The organism is Paracoccus solventivorans, assembly GCF_900142875.1.
Classification (GTDB): domain Bacteria; phylum Pseudomonadota; class Alphaproteobacteria; order Rhodobacterales; family Rhodobacteraceae; genus Paracoccus; species Paracoccus solventivorans.
This window is the reverse complement of record NZ_FRCK01000009.1, coordinates 1-17,255: the sequence shown is the minus strand read 5'-3', so window position 1 is coordinate 17,255 and position 17,255 is coordinate 1. Positions and strand designations below refer to the sequence as shown.

The window sequence follows — 17,255 nt, the reverse complement described above, 5'->3', positions numbered from 1 at the left end:
AGGTCATCCTGCTGGTCCTTCTCATGATACCCTGTTTGGCTGCGGGGTGTGCATCTCGACCAGATGAGGGCGTCCTTGCCTCGGGTCCAAGTCCATCGGGAGCAGAGGTCGTAAACTTGTATGCCGTGACTAACCGGATACGACATGCGCCATCCTCTGACGATCCGACGCCCAGTTTCAGTGATGCACGAGCCACGATCTTGTCGGCGACGCGCTTTTCCATCTCGGTCCCGCCGGCGCACAAGACCGGCAACATCGAATGGCCGGGGCGGGATCCGGATCCGCTGGTCGCCATGACCGTCGCCGCTAGACAGGACATGCCGCTGTCCGCCCTCATAGATGATATCGCATCCGGGCCAAGACGTGCCGACGTACGAATCTTCGTGCACGGCTACAATACCAGCCTTCAGGAAGGCCTGTTTCGCTTGGCGCAGGTTACCTATGACAGCGGAGGGGAGGGTGCAGCGATATTGTTCTCCTGGCCCTCGACTGCGACCATGGTGGGATATGCCGCTGATCGTGAAGCCGTAACCTACTCGCGCGACCATTTGACGGAACTGTTGACAATGCTGGCTCGGGACAAGCGGATCGGGCAGATCACAGTGTTGGGTCACTCGATGGGCGGGTGGTTGGTAATGGAAACTTTACGGCAGTTGCGGTTAATCGGGGATGATCCCACCCTTCGCAGGTTACAGGTCGTCCTGGCCGCGCCGGATATTGATGTAGACGTATTTCGCGCACAACTCCGCGCAATAGGGCCGCTGGACCCACCCTTGACCGTGCTGGTCGCCCCCGACGATCGGGCGTTGCGGATCTCGGCAAGGCTGAATGCCGGGAGACCGCGGGTCGGGGCGCTGAATGTCGGGGATCCGCGAATCGCCGTAACCGCCGAAGCTTCTGGTGTCGCCCTCATTGATGTTGGCGATATCCGATCCCCGGATGCTCAGGGGCACAGCCGATACGCGATGCTTGCCGCGCTCTATCCAAGCATGCGTCTGCAACCAGGTCAGGCGATATCGGATGCCGGTGCATTTGTGCTGGAACGGACTGGGATGGCCGCGACGGGACCTTTCATTCTGAGCGCCGGAGGGATCACGGCAAACTGACGGCTATGGGCGATTGGCTAGACCGGTTACATAAAATGGTTGTGCCTGAAGCAAAAAGTAAGTAATAACGCACTTCTATAAGGATGGAGTGCGACCATGACTGATTCGTCTGTAGCCGGCGTTCCCGCGACAGCAGGCGATGGTCAGCCACAGCGCGCCGACCCGCTGGATCAGCTGGCGTATATGACACTTGCTCGCTCCACCCGCGGGCTGTCGCCCGCCGCCGCGCAACTCGCCTGGCATGACTGGGCGCTTCATCTGGCAATCTCGCCGGGCAAGCGGCGAAAATTGCTTGAAGAAGCCTTCGACGGGCACCGGCGGTTTCTAAACTATGTTTTGCGTTCGGCCGCCAACCCCAACTGCCCCAACTGCGTTGAGCCTTTGGAACAGGACCGCCGTTTCGAAGGCGACGCCTGGCAAAAATGGCCCTTCAACGTCATCCATCAGGGCTTCCTGCTGCAACAGGAATGGTGGCAATCCGCCGCGTCCGGGGTGCGGGGCGTCTCGGGCCAGCATGAGGACATGGTGTCCTTTTCCGCCCGGCAATGGTTGGACATGTTGTCGCCGGTCAATTTTTTCTGGACCAATCCCGAGGTGCTACAAAAGACCGCCGAGACTGCTGGGGCCAATCTATTGCAGGGCGCGAGGAACTGGCTGGAAGATCTGGGAGGCCTTCTCGCCGGCGCACCGCCTGCAAACAGCGAGGGCTTCATTGTCGGCAAGGATGTGGGGGTGACGCCGGGCAAGGTCGTCTTCCGAAACCATCTGATCGAACTGATCCAATACGCGCCCGCCACACCCAGGGTATATGCCGCGCCGGTGCTGATCGTGCCATCGTGGATCATGAAATACTATATCCTCGACCTGTCACCACATAATTCGATGGCGTGTTGGCTGGTCGATCAGGGGCATACCGTTTTCATGGTTTCGTGGCGCAATCCCGGATCGGATGATCGCGATCTGGGGATGGAGGATTATCGCCAGCTTGGGGTGATGGCGGCACTAGATGCGGTGGGCGCCATCGTGCCTGAGCGCCAGGTGAACGCGGTCGGCTATTGCCTTGGCGGCACGCTGCTGGCTATTGCCGCGGCCGCCATGGCGCGTGACGGAGATGAGCGGCTGCGCAGCATGTCCCTCTTGGCAGCGGAAATCGACTTCCGCGAGCCGGGTGAATTGTCGCTGTTCATCGGCGAAAGCCAGCTTGCCTTTCTTGAATCGATCATGGCCGATAAAGGCTATCTGGACGGCTGGCAGATGGCGGGCGCGTTCCAGTTGCTCAATTCACAGGATTTGATCTGGTCACGACGAATGAAGGAGTATCTGCTGGGCGAACGGCTAGAACTGTTCGACCTGATGGCCTGGAACAGCGATACCACACGTATGCCGGCGCGGATGCACAGCGAATATCTGCGCAAGCTCTACCTAGATAACGACTTTGCCGACGGGCGCTATTTGGTCGACGGCATTCCGGCGATCCCGAGCGACATCCACCTGCCGGTCTTTGCCGTAGGCACGGTGCGCGACCACGTGGCGCCGTGGAAAACCGTTTACAAGGTCCATCGACTGATCGGCGGCGCTGATGTCACTTTTGTCCTGACCAGCGGTGGCCACAATGCCGGCGTGGTTAGCGAACCGGGCCACGCCAATCGCAGCTTCCAGATCGCCACGCGCAAACATGGCCAGCGCTTTACCGATCCCGACAAGTGGCGCGAGAAAATCCCGGCGCAACAAGGTTCATGGTGGCCGGCGTGGGGTGATTGGCTGGCCGCGCGCTCGTCCGAGGAGCAGGTCGTCCCGCCGTCGATGGGGGCCACGAAAGCTGGCCTTGCGCCGCTGGGGGAAGCTCCCGGCACCTACGTGCTGGAGAGATGATCGCAATGGTTCAGGAATAGCGACAGATCAAAGCGCGCGCCCGGCAACAGACAAAGCCCCTATCCCACCGTAGGAGTCTGCAATGGAGATTGATATGCACCCTCTTAACCTGCATAAGGCAAATTTAGAGTTGATGCTTCGTATTCTAAACCTGTCACAAGATTTCCGCCATCGCGGGCTTGAGGCCGCATCCCGCTATCACGAGGATGTCATCGCAAAGACCAGGGCAGAGTTCGGCCGAGTCTCGCAGCAATATGAACCCGAAACTTCCTTCAGCTTGCCGACAGATATTTTCATGCAGTTGGCTGGAGCCAGCATGAGCGGGGTCCTGGCCATGGGGGCACCACTGGTTGCGGCGCAGACTGCCTATGCTCAGGGCCTGCAAAAGGCGATCCAGGAATGGCAAGCTGCGGTCGTGCAACGCGCGTCGCCGGGTTCCTGAGTTGTGATATTGGCAGCCCGACGGCCGGGGTATGACTCGGTCCTATACGCATCTCAGGTGGTCCATGATGCAGGCCGTGAGGATTGCCGTCAGAGGTGCGAAACCGCCCACCACCGAGGTTCTCAAAGCCATGGCATGAGGTTCCGGGATTTGGCCCGCCCCTGAGGTCATGCACAGCAGATCGCCATCGCGCTCCCAACTACCCGTCCGGAAAAGAATGGGGCGCGGATCGTGACTGTGCCGCTGACATCATAGCGCAAATGGACCCTGGCCCCCATGCGCCGCGCGACCAGATCCTTATCGACGATCTGCTCCGCAATCTCAGCGGCACTCATGACCTCGACCTGCGCGGGCTGTGCCACAACCGACAGGCTTAAAGCGGCGATGAGGATGAGGGCATTTGGTGTGACGTAACATTGTGAGATCTCCGATTGATCCCCACCCTTGAATTTGGCTCTCGCCGGCATCGCGCATCTCCACATTCAAGAATCAAGCGATCAATCACTTCTATTAATTTATCATGCGAATCCTGGATGGTGAATGGTTACTTCACCAGATTTTCCCATTGACGAGTTATCTACACACTCATAGGAAGTGAACACATACTTTCATCAAACACGCTTATCCGAGGGCATAATCATGCGTGCAAAATATCTGCCCGCCGAGCAGCGCCGCGCCGAGGCGGTCGAGGCGGTCGTGGAACTGGCAGCGCACGCCAATCCGGAAACCATCACCACCACCGAGGTTGCCGCACATATGCGCGTGACGCAGGGGGCGCTGTTCAAGCACTTCCCGAACAAGGAAGCGCTCTGGCTGGGGACGATGGAGTGGGTGGCCGACCGGCTGCTGGCGCGCATCGATCGGCTGGCGGGCGCGCAGGCCGAACCCATGGCCGCCCTCGAGGCAATGTTTCTGGGCCATATCGACTTCATCGCCGAACATCCCGGTGTGCCGCGGATGATCTTCGGTCAGCTTCAGCGCAATAGTGATACGGCGGCGAAACGGATGGCCCGCGTGCTGCTTGAAAACTACGCCACGCGGCTGCACCGCATCCTGTCAGCGGGCGTGGCAGAGGGCGCGCTGAGCCGGGAACTGGATATCGAGGCCGCAGCCACGCTTTATCTGGGCATGATCCAGGGTCTTGTCGTGCAGCTTTTGCTGCATGGCGATGTGGTCCGGATGCGCGCCGATGCGTCGCGGGTTTTCGCAATCTATCGCACGGGCGTCCTGGGTGGCGCGAAGCCACCGCTTGGGGGCGCCGACGATAGCAAGGAGGTCACACCATGACCCGCCGTGTTTCCATGATTATCCTTGCCCTTGCACTAGCCGGGCTGATGGGCTTCGGCGCCTGGACGGTGCTGTTTAAGCCGTCGGACCTGCCGCCCGACGGGTTTTCTCGCGGCAATGGCCGTATCGAGGCCGATCTAGTCGATATTTCGCCGCGACTGGCGGGACGAATCGCGGAAATTCGTGTGCGCGAGGGAGACCGGGTCGACAAGGGCGACGTGCTGGTGGTGATGGATACGGCGGAACTGCGCGCGCAACTATCTCGGGCCGAGGCGGCCGTCGAAAGCGCCCATGCCGCAGTCGGCGTGGCAGCAGCCCAGGCGGACGAGGCCAGGGCGCGTCTGGCGCTGGCGCAAAGCGAGGCGACACGCACCGAGCTGTTGGCCAGCCGTGATATTACTTCGCAAGCCAATCTGGACATCAAGCGCACCGAGGTCAGCGTCGCCGAAGCCGGGCTGGCTGCGGCCGAGGCAACGCTTCGGTCACGGGAACGCAGTGTCGATGCCGAGGCCGCAGCCCGCGACGAGATCGCGGCCAGGATCGCAGATGCCACGCTTCATGCCGAGGGCGCGGGACGGGTGCTTTACCGGCTGGCCCAACCGGGCGAGATCATCGGCGCTGGCGGCAATATCCTGACGCTGGCCAGTCTCGAAGATGTCTATATGGAATTTTTCCTGCCCGCCGCTGACGCACCAAGGGTGGTAATCGGTGACGAGGCGCGGATCGTGGCCGACATCATGCCTGATCGCGCGATGCCGGCGCAGGTGATGTTCGTCTCGCCGCAGGCCCAGTTCACCCCCAAACAGGTCGAGACCCTGACCGAGCGCGAAAACCTGATGTTTCGTATCCGGGTGCGGGTGCCGCCTGAACTAGTCGAGGCGCGCGCAGATCAGGTCAAGACCGGCGTGCGCGGCGTGGTCTGGGTGCGGTTGGCCGATCCGGATGGCCACCTGCCAAGCTGGCCCGTCGGCCTGACGCCATCGTTGATCGACCTGCCCGCGACAGCCGGCGCAGACACGCCATGACAACGCCCGAACCCGTCGCCCGGCTGGAGGGTGTTACGCATCGCTATGGCAAGGTGCTGGCGCTTGCGGATGTTTCGCTTGAATTGCCCGCCGGGCGGATGGTCGGGCTGATCGGCCCCGACGGGGTCGGCAAATCGACGCTGATGGGGCTCGTTGCTGGCGCCAAGCGCCTTCAGGAGGGCTGCATCACCTGCCTTGGTGGCGCCATGGGCAGCGCGCGCCACCGCAACGCGGTCGGCAACCGACTGGCCTTCATGCCGCAGGGCTTGGGCAAGAACCTCTACCACGATCTTTCGGTGCGCGAGAATCTGGAGTTCTTCGGCAAGCTGTTCGGCCTCGGCCGGGCCGATCGGTCGGCAAGGATCGCGCGCCTGACGCGGGCGACCGGGCTGTTTCCCTTTCTCGAGCGACCCGCCGGCAAACTCTCGGGGGGGATGAAGCAGAAGACAGGACTTTGCGCGGCGCTGATCCATGACCCGGACTTCCTGTTGCTGGACGAGCCAACAACCGGCGTCGATCCGCTGTCGCGCCGCCAGTTCTGGGATCTGATCGAAGCGATTCGCAGGGACCGTCCGCAAATGAGCGTGCTGGTCTCGACCGCCTATATGGAGGAAGCAGCGCTGTTCGATCACCTGGTGGCGATGAACGACGGTCATGTTCTGGCAGAAGGCTCGCCGCAGGCGCTGATGGAGCGGACCGGCACCGGATCGGTTGGGGATGCCTATGTCAGCCTGATGCGGCGCACGGGCGGGGCGGATGACGGCGCAGCAGATACGTCGGTGATTTCGCCCGCGGCACCCTCTTCCTCAACGGATGGAGACATCGCTATCAAGGCGCGCGGCCTGACCCGGCGTTTCGGCGATTTCACCGCCGTCGATAACGTCAGCTTCGATATTCCGCGCGGCGAGATCTTCGGTTTTCTCGGCTCGAACGGCTGCGGCAAGACCACGACCATGAAGATGTTGACCGGCCTGCTGCCGCCCAGTGAGGGCGAAGCATGGATCTTCGGTCGCCCCATCGCTGAGCAGGGCATGGATGCCCGCGGCCGCGTCGGTTTCATGACGCAGGCGTTTTCGCTTTATGGCGAACTCAGCGTGCGGGAAAATCTGGTCCTGCATGCGCGGCTGTTTCATCTACCCCGCGATCTTGCGCGCGCCCGCATTGATGATCTTGTCGCGCGCTTCAGCCTGACGGATTACCTTGACCAACCGGCGGGCGGATTGCCGCTGGGTCTGCGGCAACGGCTGTCACTGGCGGTCGCCGTCATCCATTCGCCGGAAATTCTGATTCTGGACGAGCCGACCTCGGGCGTTGACCCGCAGGCCCGCGACGATTTCTGGCAATTGCTAATGGAGCTATCGCGCAAGGACAAGGTGACGATCTTCATATCGACGCATTTCATGGACGAGGCGCTGCGCTGCGACCGCATGTCCCTGATGCATGCCGGCCGCGTCCTGATCACCGATACGCCGCAGGGCATCGTCGCGCAAAGCGGCACAGCCGATCTGGAACAGGCCTTCATCCACTATATTTCCACCGCCATCCCGCCCGAGCCGCCGGTGGCCGAGGGGCTGGCAAGCGAGCCGGCCCCGCCTGTCGATGCCACCGGCTTCAGCCTCAGCCGGATGCTGGCCTATACCGCGCGCGAGGCAATGCAGGTGCGCCGCGATCCGGTGCGGCTGGTTTTCGCCTTTCTGGGCAGTGCGGTGTTGCTGCTGATCATGTCCTTCGGCATCTCGCAGGACGTGCGCGACATCCCCTTCGCGGTGCTGGACCATGACCGTAGCCCGGAAAGTCGCGCATGGATATCCGCGTTTGAGGATTCGGGCTGGTTTGTCCGCCATGCCGATCTGCAGGACGTGGACGCGCTGCGCGAGCGCCTTGCCAGCGGCGAGCTAACACTGGCGGTCGAGATCCCACCCGACTTCGGCGCCAACCGGCGTGCAGGCCAGGGGACCAGCATCGCCGCCACCATCGACGGCACCGACACCAGCCGTGCGGGCACCGTGGAAAGCTATGTGACCGGCGCCAACCAGATGGCGGCAGCAGCATTGCCGACAGGCCCGGCCTTGGTGACGCCAGCCGTACAGATGGAGCCGCGCTTTCGCTACAACCCGGCGATGGAGAGCTTGCCGGCCATCGGCCCGACCATCCCACCGATGCTGCTCTTGCTGTTTCCGGCGATCCTGATGGCGGTCAGCGTGGCACGGGAAAAGGAAATCGGCACCATCACCAATTTCTATGTCACGCCGACCGGGAGGGCCGAGTTCCTGATCGGCAAGCAACTGGTCTATGTCGCCATCACGCTGATGAACTTCGCCATTCTGACTGTGCTCGTGGTGGTGGTGCTGGGGGTGCCGCTGAAAGGCAGTCCAATGGTGCTGGTCCTGGCCACACTGGTCTATGCGCTGGCGGCGACCGGCTGGGGACTGATGATCTCGATGATCGCGGGCACACAGGTGACGGCAGCCTTCGCTGCGGCAGTTCTGTCGGTCATGCCAACGATGCAGTTCTCGGGCATGATGGTGCCAGTCTCTTCGCTTGAAGGGCCGGCACAGACCATCGGTTACCTATGGCCGACCACATGGTACATGATGGTTAGTGTCGGCAGCTTCACCAAGGGTATGAGCCTTGCCGACCTTGGCGATGCGCTGTGGCGACTGGCGCTGTTCGGACCAGCGTTCACCGCCATCGCCATCCTGTTGCTGCGCAAGCAGGAGCGGTAAGATGCGCGCCATCCTCAATATCTTCTGGCTAATCGGCAAAGAGATCAAGAGCACTCTCGGCGATCCGGTCATGGTGGGGCTGATCCTGTGGTCGTTCTTTTTCGCGGTGATGATGGAGGCGCGCGGCGCGGGCGACACCGTGCACAATGCCTCCATTGCCATTGTTGACGAGGACAACTCGCCACTCAGCCGCCAGATTGCCGGTGCCCTGATGCCGCCTTGGTTCCAGACCCCCCTCTATATGAACGCCAATCAGGCGGCGGCGGCGATGGACCGGGGCGACGTGATGTTCACGCTGAATTTCCCGCCCGATTTCGGTTCTGACGCCATCGCGGGCCGCGCGCCGGTGGCGCAGTTGCTGGCGGACGCAACCGCCGTCTCGCAGGCGCAGCTTGGCAGCGATTACCTTCGCAATATCGTAGCTGACGAATCGCGCGTCTTTCTGACCGGCCGATCCGACGCGCCTGTACCTGATCTGGATCTTGAACTGCGCCGCGCCTTCAACCCAAACGGCAATCCGATCTGGTTCAAGACGCTTTCATCGCTGCTCAATCAGCTGTCGTTGCTGACCATCGTCCTGACCGGCGCCGCAATGCTGCGCGAGCGTGAGCACGGCACCATCGAGCATCTGATGGTGATGCCGCTCTCGCCGGTCGAGGTGGCACTGTCCAAGGTGCTGGCGGTTATGCTTATCGTATTGGTGGCCTTTGCCGGCTCGCTGCTGGTAGTGGTGCAGGGCATCCTCGGCGTGCCTGTGGCGGGGTCGATGCCACTTCTGGTCATGGGCGCGGCGGTCTATCTGTGGGCAGCTGCGGCGATCGGGATGCTGCTTGGCACGCTGGCGCGTTCCATGGCGCAGTTTGCGCTCCTGATTGTGATGACCATCATCCCCATCATCATGCTGTCAGGCGGCTTCAGCGCCATCGAGAGCCAGCCCGACGCCGTGCGGCGCCTGACCATGCTGCTGCCTTCGCGCCACTTCCTCGCCTTCGCTAAGGCGGTTGCCTTCCGTGGTGCCGGATTGGCGGCGGTCTGGATGCAGCTTGCGCTGATGATCAGTCTCGGCGCCGCCTTCTTCGCGGCCAGTCTGGTGCTGTTTCGCCGCTCAATGAACGTGACGGGGTGAGCATGAGTTTTTTTATGCCCATGTTCGCGGCCGGTGCGTTCGGCATGAAGGTGTCTGGGGTGGCCCGCCATGTAAGCGACTTCGAGGACGACCTTTCGGAACGACGCTCGGGGCTTATGTCCGCTATCAGCGCAATGACGCAACCTTTGCCGCCATGGCTTATGAGGGACGGCATCTTCGGCCTTGAGTTCCGGACGGCGTTCTGATGACTGGTTTGGCCCTTTATGGTAGCCGCAGCGCCGGCCTCGACGTTCCCAGGCATGGCAGGGTGCCAGCATGACGGAAGACGTGGTCAGGCAACGTGATGTCATCGAGCTTCGCCATCTCCGTTATTTCGTGGCTGCGGCCGAGCATGGCAGTTTCCGCAAGGCGGGGGCGGCTCTCGGCCTGTCGCAATCGGCAATCAGCCGGTGTATCGCCGATCTTGAGGGTCATATCGGGGCATCCCTGTTCCACCGACATACATCGGGGGTCACGCAAACCTATGCTGGCCAGCGCTTTCTTATTCGCGCGCGTGAAGTGATCAGGAGTGTCAGTGAAGGCGCGCACGATGTCGCGGTGGTCGGACGATCTGAAGAGGGGACATTACGGATTGGTATTTACTCCTCGATCGCCTCGGGCTTCCTGGCCGAGTTGCTTGGAACCTATGGTCGTCGTCACCGCAAGGTCGAGATCGAGATGGTCGACGGTAATCCCGTCGAGCATGTTTCGGCGATCCGGCAGTTGAACCTCGATGTCGCCTTCGTCACCGGGACGAGGGAGTGGCCCGATTGTGAACGACAGCTCCTTTGGTCCGAGCGCGTGTTCGCTGTTCTGCCATCCGATCACCGCTTGACCTGCAGTGAGGGGCTGACCTGGCGTGATCTGTCCGAAGAAACTTTCATGGTGAGCGAGACCGCACCAGGCCAGGAGATTCACGATTATCTGGTTCGCTGCCTTGCCGGTCTCGGAAAGCACCCCGAGATCCAGATGCAGCAAGTCAGCCGGGACAACCTTGTGCCGCTCGTTGCGCTCGGCCGGGGGCTGACGCTTGTGAGCGAAGCCATGACCGTGGCACAGTTTCCCGGCGTTGCTTATCGACCGATCCTCGGGGAGGTTCTTCCCTTCTCGGCAGTGTGGTCCGCTAAAAATGACAATCCAGCGTTTCGACGACTGCTTAGCCTGGCAAAGGCATTGGCGATCAAACCTGCCCTGCAGGGCGCGGGCCGGCACGTCGCGCCTTCGCAAAGCCCCGGTCAGTTGCAATGAACCGCTCCAGCATCGGCACGATCAACCTGACCGGATCGGCGACGGGCTGGTCGCTCTTGCGGGCCAGCACCTCAGCATAGGCGGCCAGATCGCGGTGAAGCGGCCCCGGCAATTCCACCGTCACCTTGACCGGCTTGTCCTCGACAATAGGGCCGAGTTTCAGTTTCGTCATGGTCAACCTCCTGCGGGTTCGAACACAAGGTCGCGGGTGACGATAATGCGAACCGGGAAGCCGGGCCGGATGGTCAGCGTGGGCGCGACCTGCAACTGGCGCTGCACGATCTGCTGGCCCGCCTGATTGACGGTATCCTGCGCGCCGTCTCGGATAGCCCGGATAAGCCGGTCCTCGTCGCTGGTCGCCAGCTCCGTGCCGACTGCGAGCAGCGTGGACAGCCCTGCGGCCTTCATCAGATCCCACCAATGGTAATCGACGCCATCCTCAAGGCCCGCGTAACCGCTGGCGTCCGCGCCCGGCAGGCGCTCAAGGATGATGGAACGTCCGCCCGGCAGGATCAGGCGATTCCACACCAGCAACACCCTGCGCTGGCCGAAGGTCACGCCATCATCGTATTGACCGATGATCCGCGTTCCCTGCGGGATCAGGAGTAGGCTGCCGGTCGGGCTGTCATAGACGTTCTCGGTCACTTGAGCAGTAATCTGGCCGGGCAGGTCCGAACGGATGCCGGTGATGAGCGCGGCCGGAATAACGGCCCCAGCCTGCAATATCCACGGCGAGTGCGGCGGTGTGACGCGATCCGGCGCAACGGTCTGCCGGTCCACCGGCCCGTTGAGGAAAGCCGTGTGCCGGTTCTGCCCGTCCGGCTGTCCGCCGAGGCCAAGACCGGCAAGGCCGGGCATGGGCCTCCAGCCTGCCTCGACGAGATCGAGGCCGGTGGCCTGTGCCAGCCGTTCGGCCTCGGCCATGCGGCGGTCGAGACCGTGCTGCGAGATGCCGTTGCCCGAATAGGGGTTCGGCCGTTCGTAAAGCGCGTTGACGCCGAAACTGACGCAATGGGCGAGCAGCGCCAGGCGGCTGGCATCGTCGAGACCGTCGATCCAGTCCCAGAGGCGGTCGTCATCGCCAGTTGGAATGTCGCCCCGCCAGGCGTCCGCACGCTCGTCGATCATCTTCGCGGCGGCGCTGTCAGCGAGCCCGGTCGCATCCGTGGGAAGATAGATGTGACGCACGGCGGCATAGAGGCTGGTTCCCGAGGTGGCGGTGCGCTCGAAAGTATCGAGAACCAGCTTGTGCAGCAGCGCCGTCATGGCGACGCGCGGATTCTCGGCAAGCGCATTGCGCAGCGCCAGCGTCCGCCAGGCGGTCAGGTCCGTCACCAGCCGCTCGGGCAGTGGCTTGACGGCATCGTCCTCCTCTTCATCGGCGTCCGGAACCGGCTCGCCGCCGACGGTGATGACCGCACGCTGCACGGCATCGGGACCGGACGGGTCGGCACCTTCGCCGGCATCCTCACCATCGACGGTCTCAGGCTGCTCGTCCTCGGGGCGGACATAACCGGGGCTGACGATCAACTCGCCCTCGCGGCCGATGCTGACGAAGACACCGGCACGGGCGATGTCTTCCGGCGCGAAGCTGATCGGCCGGTTCTCGAAGGCGTCCAGCTCGGCCTCAATCTCCCCGAGCCGTTGATCGACCTCATCGGGCAGGTCTTGGGCTTCTGCATACTGCGCTTCGAGTTCGTCATACTCGTCGCGCAGCGCCTCGCGGGTGGCGCGCTCCTCGTCGGTCAGCTCCTGGGTCACACCGACCAGCCTGCGCAGGCCGTTGGTGTGGCCGTAGGGAAGTTCGACCGCCGCGTCGATCCACTTCCAGCCCTGACCGGCGATCTCGTCGGCGACGGTGCGCAGCTTCTCGTCGACCAGCCGGTCGAGAAGCGTGACGTCCTGCAACCAGCCGCCGTTCTCCTCGGAGAAGAGATCGCGCAGCACCGGGCCGCCCGCCGCCTCATAGGCGTCAATGCCGACGAAGCGGGCGCGCTTGTCGGCGGCCGGAACCGTGGTCTCGGTCAGCATGTTGCGGATGTGCCAGGGCTCTTTCTGCCACGACGTGCTGATCCGCTCCCAGACCTGCTGCTGGCGCTCGTGGTCGGGATTGACGGTGAAGGCTTCCAGCATCGCCAGCGTCATCTCATTCCGCGCATAGGCGTCGTGCAGCGCCGGCGCGACGGTGGCGAGGCGAAGGCGCTGCATGATGTAGCGCGGCGTGGTCCGCCAGGCGTCGGCGATCTCCTCCTTTGACATGCCCATGTCGAACATCCGCTTGAACGCCTTGAACTGGTCGAGTGGATGCAGGGCGAGGCGCAGCAGGTTCTCGGCCAGCGAGTCGTCGACGGCCGAGGTCTTGGCATCGGCCTTCTTGACGATGCAGGGGACGAGGCCGTCGGCCGGGAAGCGACCGGCCTCGACGAGGCGCGCGATGGACCTGTAGCGGCGGCCGCCGGCCGGTGTCTCGAAATCGCCGGTCTCGTTGCCGTCCTCGTCGAGGATGGCGCGAACGTTGAGGCCCTGCACGAGATCCTCGCGCCGGTCGATGTCATGGGTAAGTTCGTCCAGACCCGCCTCGACGTCAGTCTCGCGAACATTGCTGTCCGACAGCCTGATCCGGTTGAACGGAATGTCGCGCGCCCGTGAAAAGACGATCATCGGGGCGACGGGCTTCTTCCTGGCAGCTTTGGCCATGGTGATTTCTCCGCGACGGGCGGCCGGGAGCCACTCTCTCGACCTCCAACCCGTCACGAAGCGAAGCGCCGCCCTCTTCCTCTGAAGAGTGCGACGCCGGGCCACAAAGCCGGCAACCGGAAATCAGGATTCCCGGCTTTCCGTATCTGTGGATGTGCGGGTGAATGCCGCACCGGCGCGGTAGAGGGCTCGTTCCGCCGCCTGGATGCTGCCGGTTTCCCACGCAGCCTCCGCCCAGACCGAGATCGGGAAATCCCCGGTGAAGAGCAGATCCCGCTCGATCCCCATGCCGAAGGGCAACCGGACCCCACGCAGCTCTTCCAGGCTCCACGAGCCGAGTTCGGGGTAGCCGATATCGGCCAGGCCGAACATGATGTCGCCGCCCTGATCCAGCTCGGTGGCGAGCCAGACGCCCTCGCCAAACGGATTGAAGAATTTCACGACGGGGACGTGATCGGCACCGCGATGCCGACCATTGGCGAGGAGCTGCGCGCGCTGTGTACGGGTCAGGAGGATCATGCCGCCACCCTCCGCTCGGTCGAGGCCGCAACCGTTTCAGCGCCGTCCTCGTCGGGCAGATGCGCCAGCAGCCAGTCGGCCGCCTTACTGGCCTGTGAGGCCGCGCGGACAATGGCGCGGTTATCCTCGCGCAGCACCTCCAGCCAGGAGCCGATGTAGTCGGCATGGCGCACGGTCGGCACGATGCCGAGCGAGGCGCAGCAGAAGGCCGCGTTCATCTCAGCCACCAGCTCCTCGAAGGCGTATTTCTTCGTGCCGAAGCTGCCCGAAAAATCCCGCCCCAGGCGCGAGGCATGGCCTGTGGCGTGACCCATCTCGTGGAGCGCCGTCCTGTGCCAGTTGATCGGTTCGAAATAGGCGGCCGGTGGCGGCACCTGGACATAGTCGAGCGCCGGAACATAGAAGGCGCGATCCCCGCCGATGCGGAAATCGATACCAGTGGCACAGATCAGCGCCTCGACCCTCGGCTCGATCATGCATGGCGGTGGTGGTGGTGCCTCGACAGCGATGTCCTCGGGCAAGCCTTCGCATTGCGCCGCGTTGAACACGGTGAAACGCTTCAGGAACCGAATGCTGCCTGCTTCTTCTCCCGCCTCCTGAGCGCGGCGCTTCTCGTCCTCCGGCGTGAAACGGTCGGCATAGACGACGGTGGTGCCGCGCTCGCCCTTGCGGACATTGCCGCCGAGCGAGAGAGCTTGCCGGAAGGTGAGCCAATGCTGGGTCGGATAGCCGTGCTGGACCACGACGCCCCAGAGGATCAGGACATTGATCCCGGAATATTGCCGCGCGGTCGCGGCATTTCTCGGCATGGCGAGCGGCGCCTTCGCCGCCGCCGTCCCCCAGGGCTGGACCCAGGGCAGCCGCCCTTCCTCCAGCTCGGCGATGATCTTGTCGGTGATGTCGTCATAGAGATTGCTGCGGGCGCCGCCTGGGCGAGCGCGGTCCTGTCTGGCCATCGGGATGATCTCCGCGACGGGCGCCGGAGGCCACTCCTCCAGCCCTCAACCCGTCACGGAAAACCCGTCCGCACTCTCCCTCTCAGGGGGCGTTGCGGGGTCTCCCCGCTGAAGGGGGTGCGCCGGCAACGATAGTGCCGGCCAGGGGGAAGGCCTTCCCCCTTCAGGCCCACTGCAAGATGCGCGTTTATTCGCGGGAACAATAAAAAGAGCCCGCGCGAATGAAGAATCAGAAGCGAATAGCCGTCGCCGGTGTTGGCGTCTGCCGGTATGATGAGGTGAGTTTGGCGCTCAGGCTTGGAAAACTAATTGTCACATCCCGCGTGATTATACGGCCGTTTCCTGAACAGCTCTGGCCTCTCACGATGCCAGTCCTTGAGCGCGTCGATGGGCGTTCGGCCCTTGAGGACGGACTGCGGCAGTTGGCCGTTGTAGAGGCGGACATAGCGCAGGATCGTCTGCTCCAGGTCCTCGCCGCTGCGGAAGCGGTGGCTCTGCAGGATGTCCTCGATCCGGCCGTTGAACCGCTCGACCATGCCATTCGTCTGCGGTCGCATCGGCGGCGCCAGGCGGTGTTCGACGCCAAGATCGGCGCAGAGGCGGTCGAACTCGTGGTTGCCGGTGGCGGCGCGGCGGCGCAGGCCGAAGAGCCGGTCGGTGAACTCCTTGCCATTATCCGTGAGCACCCGGGTGATCTTCATCGGCGCGGCACGGTCGAGATCGCGAAGGAAGCGCCGCGCGTTGGCGGCCGTCTTCGCCGGGTAGACGCGCACGAAGACCCACCGGGTGGCGCGGTCAATGGCCACGAACAGATAGCGCCGCCGGTCCTCGTCGGCCATCTGCGGCAGGTATTTGACGTCGATGTGGAGGTAGCCGGGCGCGTAAGCCTTGAAGGGCTTGTGCGCGGGCCGGGGCGCGGCCGGCTTCAGCTTGCGCAGGTTGCCCGCCCCGTGGCGCCGCAGGCACCGGTCCAGGCCCGAGCGCGAGACGTCCGGATTGAGGAACTCCCGCACGACCGAGAGCAGGTCATCAAGCGGTAGCAGCAGCGACTTGCGCAAGGCGACCGCAACCGCCTCCTGCGCGGGCGTCAGGGTCGTCTGCAGCCGGTGCGCCGTGTGGCTCCGGTCATGGACGCTGTCGCGCTTGCGCCACTTCCAGACCGTCTGTTCCGAAATGCCGTAGCGCTCGGCCACCACCCACGCCGGCTCGGGGCTCGCCTGGATCGCCGCCCGGATCTTCGGTGTCGTCGTCGCCTGCTTGTGCAGAGAGATCAGCATGGTCGGCTCCCTTCCCGGACCTCGCGCAGGAGCGATCTTGCCATGAAAAAGGCAGTCCGGCGAGGGTCAATGTGATCGTCCGGGATGGGACAACTAATGACGCAGCATGACCAGCACATCGCCACGTGGCGGGATGCTTTTCGCGACGAGACAACGGGCATCCACAGAACCATTCAGGATCTGCTCTGGAACTACGCCGCCTTTCGCACGACGGTTCGGATCGTCCGTCTTGCAAATGAGAAGAGAGGCTCGAGACCCCCGCCTAACCAGATGATGTTCAATCTCGTTTCCGAGGGATACTGGTCAAGCCTGCTTCTCGGCACTCGCCGACTTCTCGATAAGGCCCCGATCAATGGCCCCAAGGGAGTTTACTCGATCCGATCTGTCGTCAACGACGTGAGAGCGAGCCAAAACTGGTTGACCAGGAGAATCTACGTCGAGAAAGTGCTTGACGCGCAATACGATCTCGATCGCCTGCATCAAGAACAACATGACCACCTCGTCGCCGCGAAGGGGCGTCCGGTGTGGGGTGATCCAGAGCTCATGAAAAGTCAGGCCGCGCATCGGCATTTCGATGTTTTGAGCGGCGTGTCTCCATCAGGGCGTAACCCGAGCGATCTGATCTCAGCCACGGTATTGGAGAAGATCGAAACTCGGCTCGCCAGCCTTGATCGAATTGCCGAGCACGTTAACTCGCATGTTGCTCATGCCGGGAACAAGCAAAGTCGGCAGGACAGGGAGCTTGGTGATTTCGACATTCGCGATGCCGAAAAGACTCTCAGGCAGTTGAAGGAAATCGCGGATCTGGTCGGAGTGTGGTTCGCCAACGAAGGCGGTGCGGGCCTCGCCACATATCTCGGTGACCAATTCGAGGGGCTTTGATGATGTGACCGCCCCCCGACGGCATCTGATGTGCCAAGGTGGGTCTGCAACGATCCACAAAGGGGAGCGGTCATGTCGGAGATTATCACGGT

15 protein-coding genes and 1 pseudogene are annotated in these 17,255 nt (G+C 63.0%); 10 read left to right on the top strand and 6 right to left on the bottom strand.

Translation table 11 applies throughout. The features are described 5' to 3' along the window. Positions 1 to 125: 125 nt before the first annotated feature. From BUB57_RS12730 to BUB57_RS12720, 3 genes are all read left to right on the top strand, one after another. Entirely contained in the window at positions 126 to 1,106 is a 981-nt protein-coding gene (locus tag BUB57_RS12730; protein ID WP_234952080.1) for an alpha/beta hydrolase, read from the top strand. Between the two features lie 96 nt (positions 1,107 to 1,202). After that, the gene (locus tag BUB57_RS12725) at positions 1,203 to 2,978 is read left to right on the top strand and encodes a PHA/PHB synthase family protein (protein WP_073067627.1); all 1,776 of its coding nucleotides are present in this window, start codon (positions 1,203 to 1,205) and stop codon (positions 2,976 to 2,978) included. Between the two features lie 82 nt (positions 2,979 to 3,060). Then, positions 3,061 to 3,420 carry a hypothetical protein gene (locus tag BUB57_RS12720; RefSeq protein ID WP_073067625.1) on the top strand — a complete coding sequence of 120 codons (360 nt, stop codon included), beginning with the start codon at positions 3,061 to 3,063 and terminating at the stop codon, positions 3,418 to 3,420. A gap of 167 nt (positions 3,421 to 3,587) precedes the next feature. Here the strand turns inward: BUB57_RS12720 and BUB57_RS12715 are convergent, their stop codons facing one another. After that, positions 3,588 to 3,887, bottom strand: a complete 300-nt coding sequence (locus BUB57_RS12715; protein WP_073067623.1) for a hypothetical protein — start codon at positions 3,885 to 3,887, stop codon at positions 3,588 to 3,590. Positions 3,888 to 4,059: 172 nt separating this feature from the next. Here BUB57_RS12715 and BUB57_RS12710 point away from each other — a divergent pair, with 172 nt between their 5' ends. From BUB57_RS12710 to BUB57_RS12685, 6 genes are all read left to right on the top strand, one after another. Beyond that, a complete protein-coding gene (locus tag BUB57_RS12710; protein WP_073067621.1) occupies positions 4,060 to 4,707 on the top strand; it encodes a TetR/AcrR family transcriptional regulator in 648 nt (215 codons plus the stop codon). Further along, positions 4,704 to 5,732, top strand: coding sequence for an HlyD family secretion protein (locus BUB57_RS12705; RefSeq protein ID WP_073067619.1), 1,029 nt, complete (start codon positions 4,704 to 4,706; stop codon positions 5,730 to 5,732). Before BUB57_RS12710 ends, BUB57_RS12705 begins: the two co-directional genes overlap by 4 nt. Next, on the top strand, positions 5,729 to 8,458 hold the full coding sequence (gene rbbA, locus BUB57_RS12700) for a ribosome-associated ATPase/putative transporter RbbA (RefSeq protein WP_073067617.1): 2,730 nt from the start codon (positions 5,729 to 5,731) through the stop codon (positions 8,456 to 8,458). Before BUB57_RS12705 ends, rbbA begins: the two co-directional genes overlap by 4 nt. 1 nt (position 8,459) lies before the next feature. After that, entirely contained in the window at positions 8,460 to 9,584 is a 1,125-nt protein-coding gene (locus BUB57_RS12695) for an ABC transporter permease (protein ID WP_073067615.1), read from the top strand. Between the two features lie 2 nt (positions 9,585 to 9,586). Further along, positions 9,587 to 9,790 carry a hypothetical protein gene (locus BUB57_RS12690; protein WP_073067613.1) on the top strand — a complete coding sequence of 68 codons (204 nt, stop codon included), beginning with the start codon at positions 9,587 to 9,589 and terminating at the stop codon, positions 9,788 to 9,790. 70 nt (positions 9,791 to 9,860) lie between these two features. Then, entirely contained in the window at positions 9,861 to 10,832 is a 972-nt protein-coding gene (locus tag BUB57_RS12685; RefSeq protein WP_073067611.1) for a LysR family transcriptional regulator, read from the top strand. On the opposite strand, the gene BUB57_RS12680 is transcribed toward BUB57_RS12685, so the two are convergent. From BUB57_RS12680 to BUB57_RS12655, 5 genes and pseudogenes are all read right to left on the bottom strand, one after another. Beyond that, positions 10,765 to 11,004, bottom strand: a complete 240-nt coding sequence (locus tag BUB57_RS12680; RefSeq protein ID WP_073067609.1) for a DUF2274 domain-containing protein — start codon at positions 11,002 to 11,004, stop codon at positions 10,765 to 10,767. The two genes, BUB57_RS12685 and BUB57_RS12680, sit on opposite strands and share 68 nt — an antisense overlap. 2 nt (positions 11,005 to 11,006) lie before the next feature. Further along, positions 11,007 to 11,669: pseudogene (locus tag BUB57_RS16930) on the bottom strand (TrbI/VirB10 family protein); the annotation flags it as partial. A gap of 1,983 nt (positions 11,670 to 13,652) precedes the next feature. Then, positions 13,653 to 14,048 carry a DUF2958 domain-containing protein gene (locus BUB57_RS12665; protein ID WP_073067607.1) on the bottom strand — a complete coding sequence of 132 codons (396 nt, stop codon included), beginning with the start codon at positions 14,046 to 14,048 and terminating at the stop codon, positions 13,653 to 13,655. Then, on the bottom strand, positions 14,045 to 15,004 hold the full coding sequence (locus tag BUB57_RS12660; protein WP_073067605.1) for an ArdC family protein: 960 nt from the start codon (positions 15,002 to 15,004) through the stop codon (positions 14,045 to 14,047). The genes BUB57_RS12665 and BUB57_RS12660 overlap by 4 nt, the downstream gene beginning before the upstream one ends. Before the next feature lie 305 nt (positions 15,005 to 15,309). Then, complete coding sequence (locus BUB57_RS12655) at positions 15,310 to 16,281, bottom strand: IS481 family transposase (protein WP_073067604.1); 972 nt, start codon at positions 16,279 to 16,281, stop codon at positions 15,310 to 15,312. A 96-nt stretch (positions 16,282 to 16,377) separates the two neighbouring features. Here BUB57_RS12655 and BUB57_RS12650 point away from each other — a divergent pair, with 96 nt between their 5' ends. Further along, complete coding sequence (locus tag BUB57_RS12650; RefSeq protein ID WP_200796456.1) at positions 16,378 to 17,163, top strand: AbiU2 domain-containing protein; 786 nt, start codon at positions 16,378 to 16,380, stop codon at positions 17,161 to 17,163. The last annotated feature ends 92 nt before the right edge of the window (positions 17,164 to 17,255 follow it).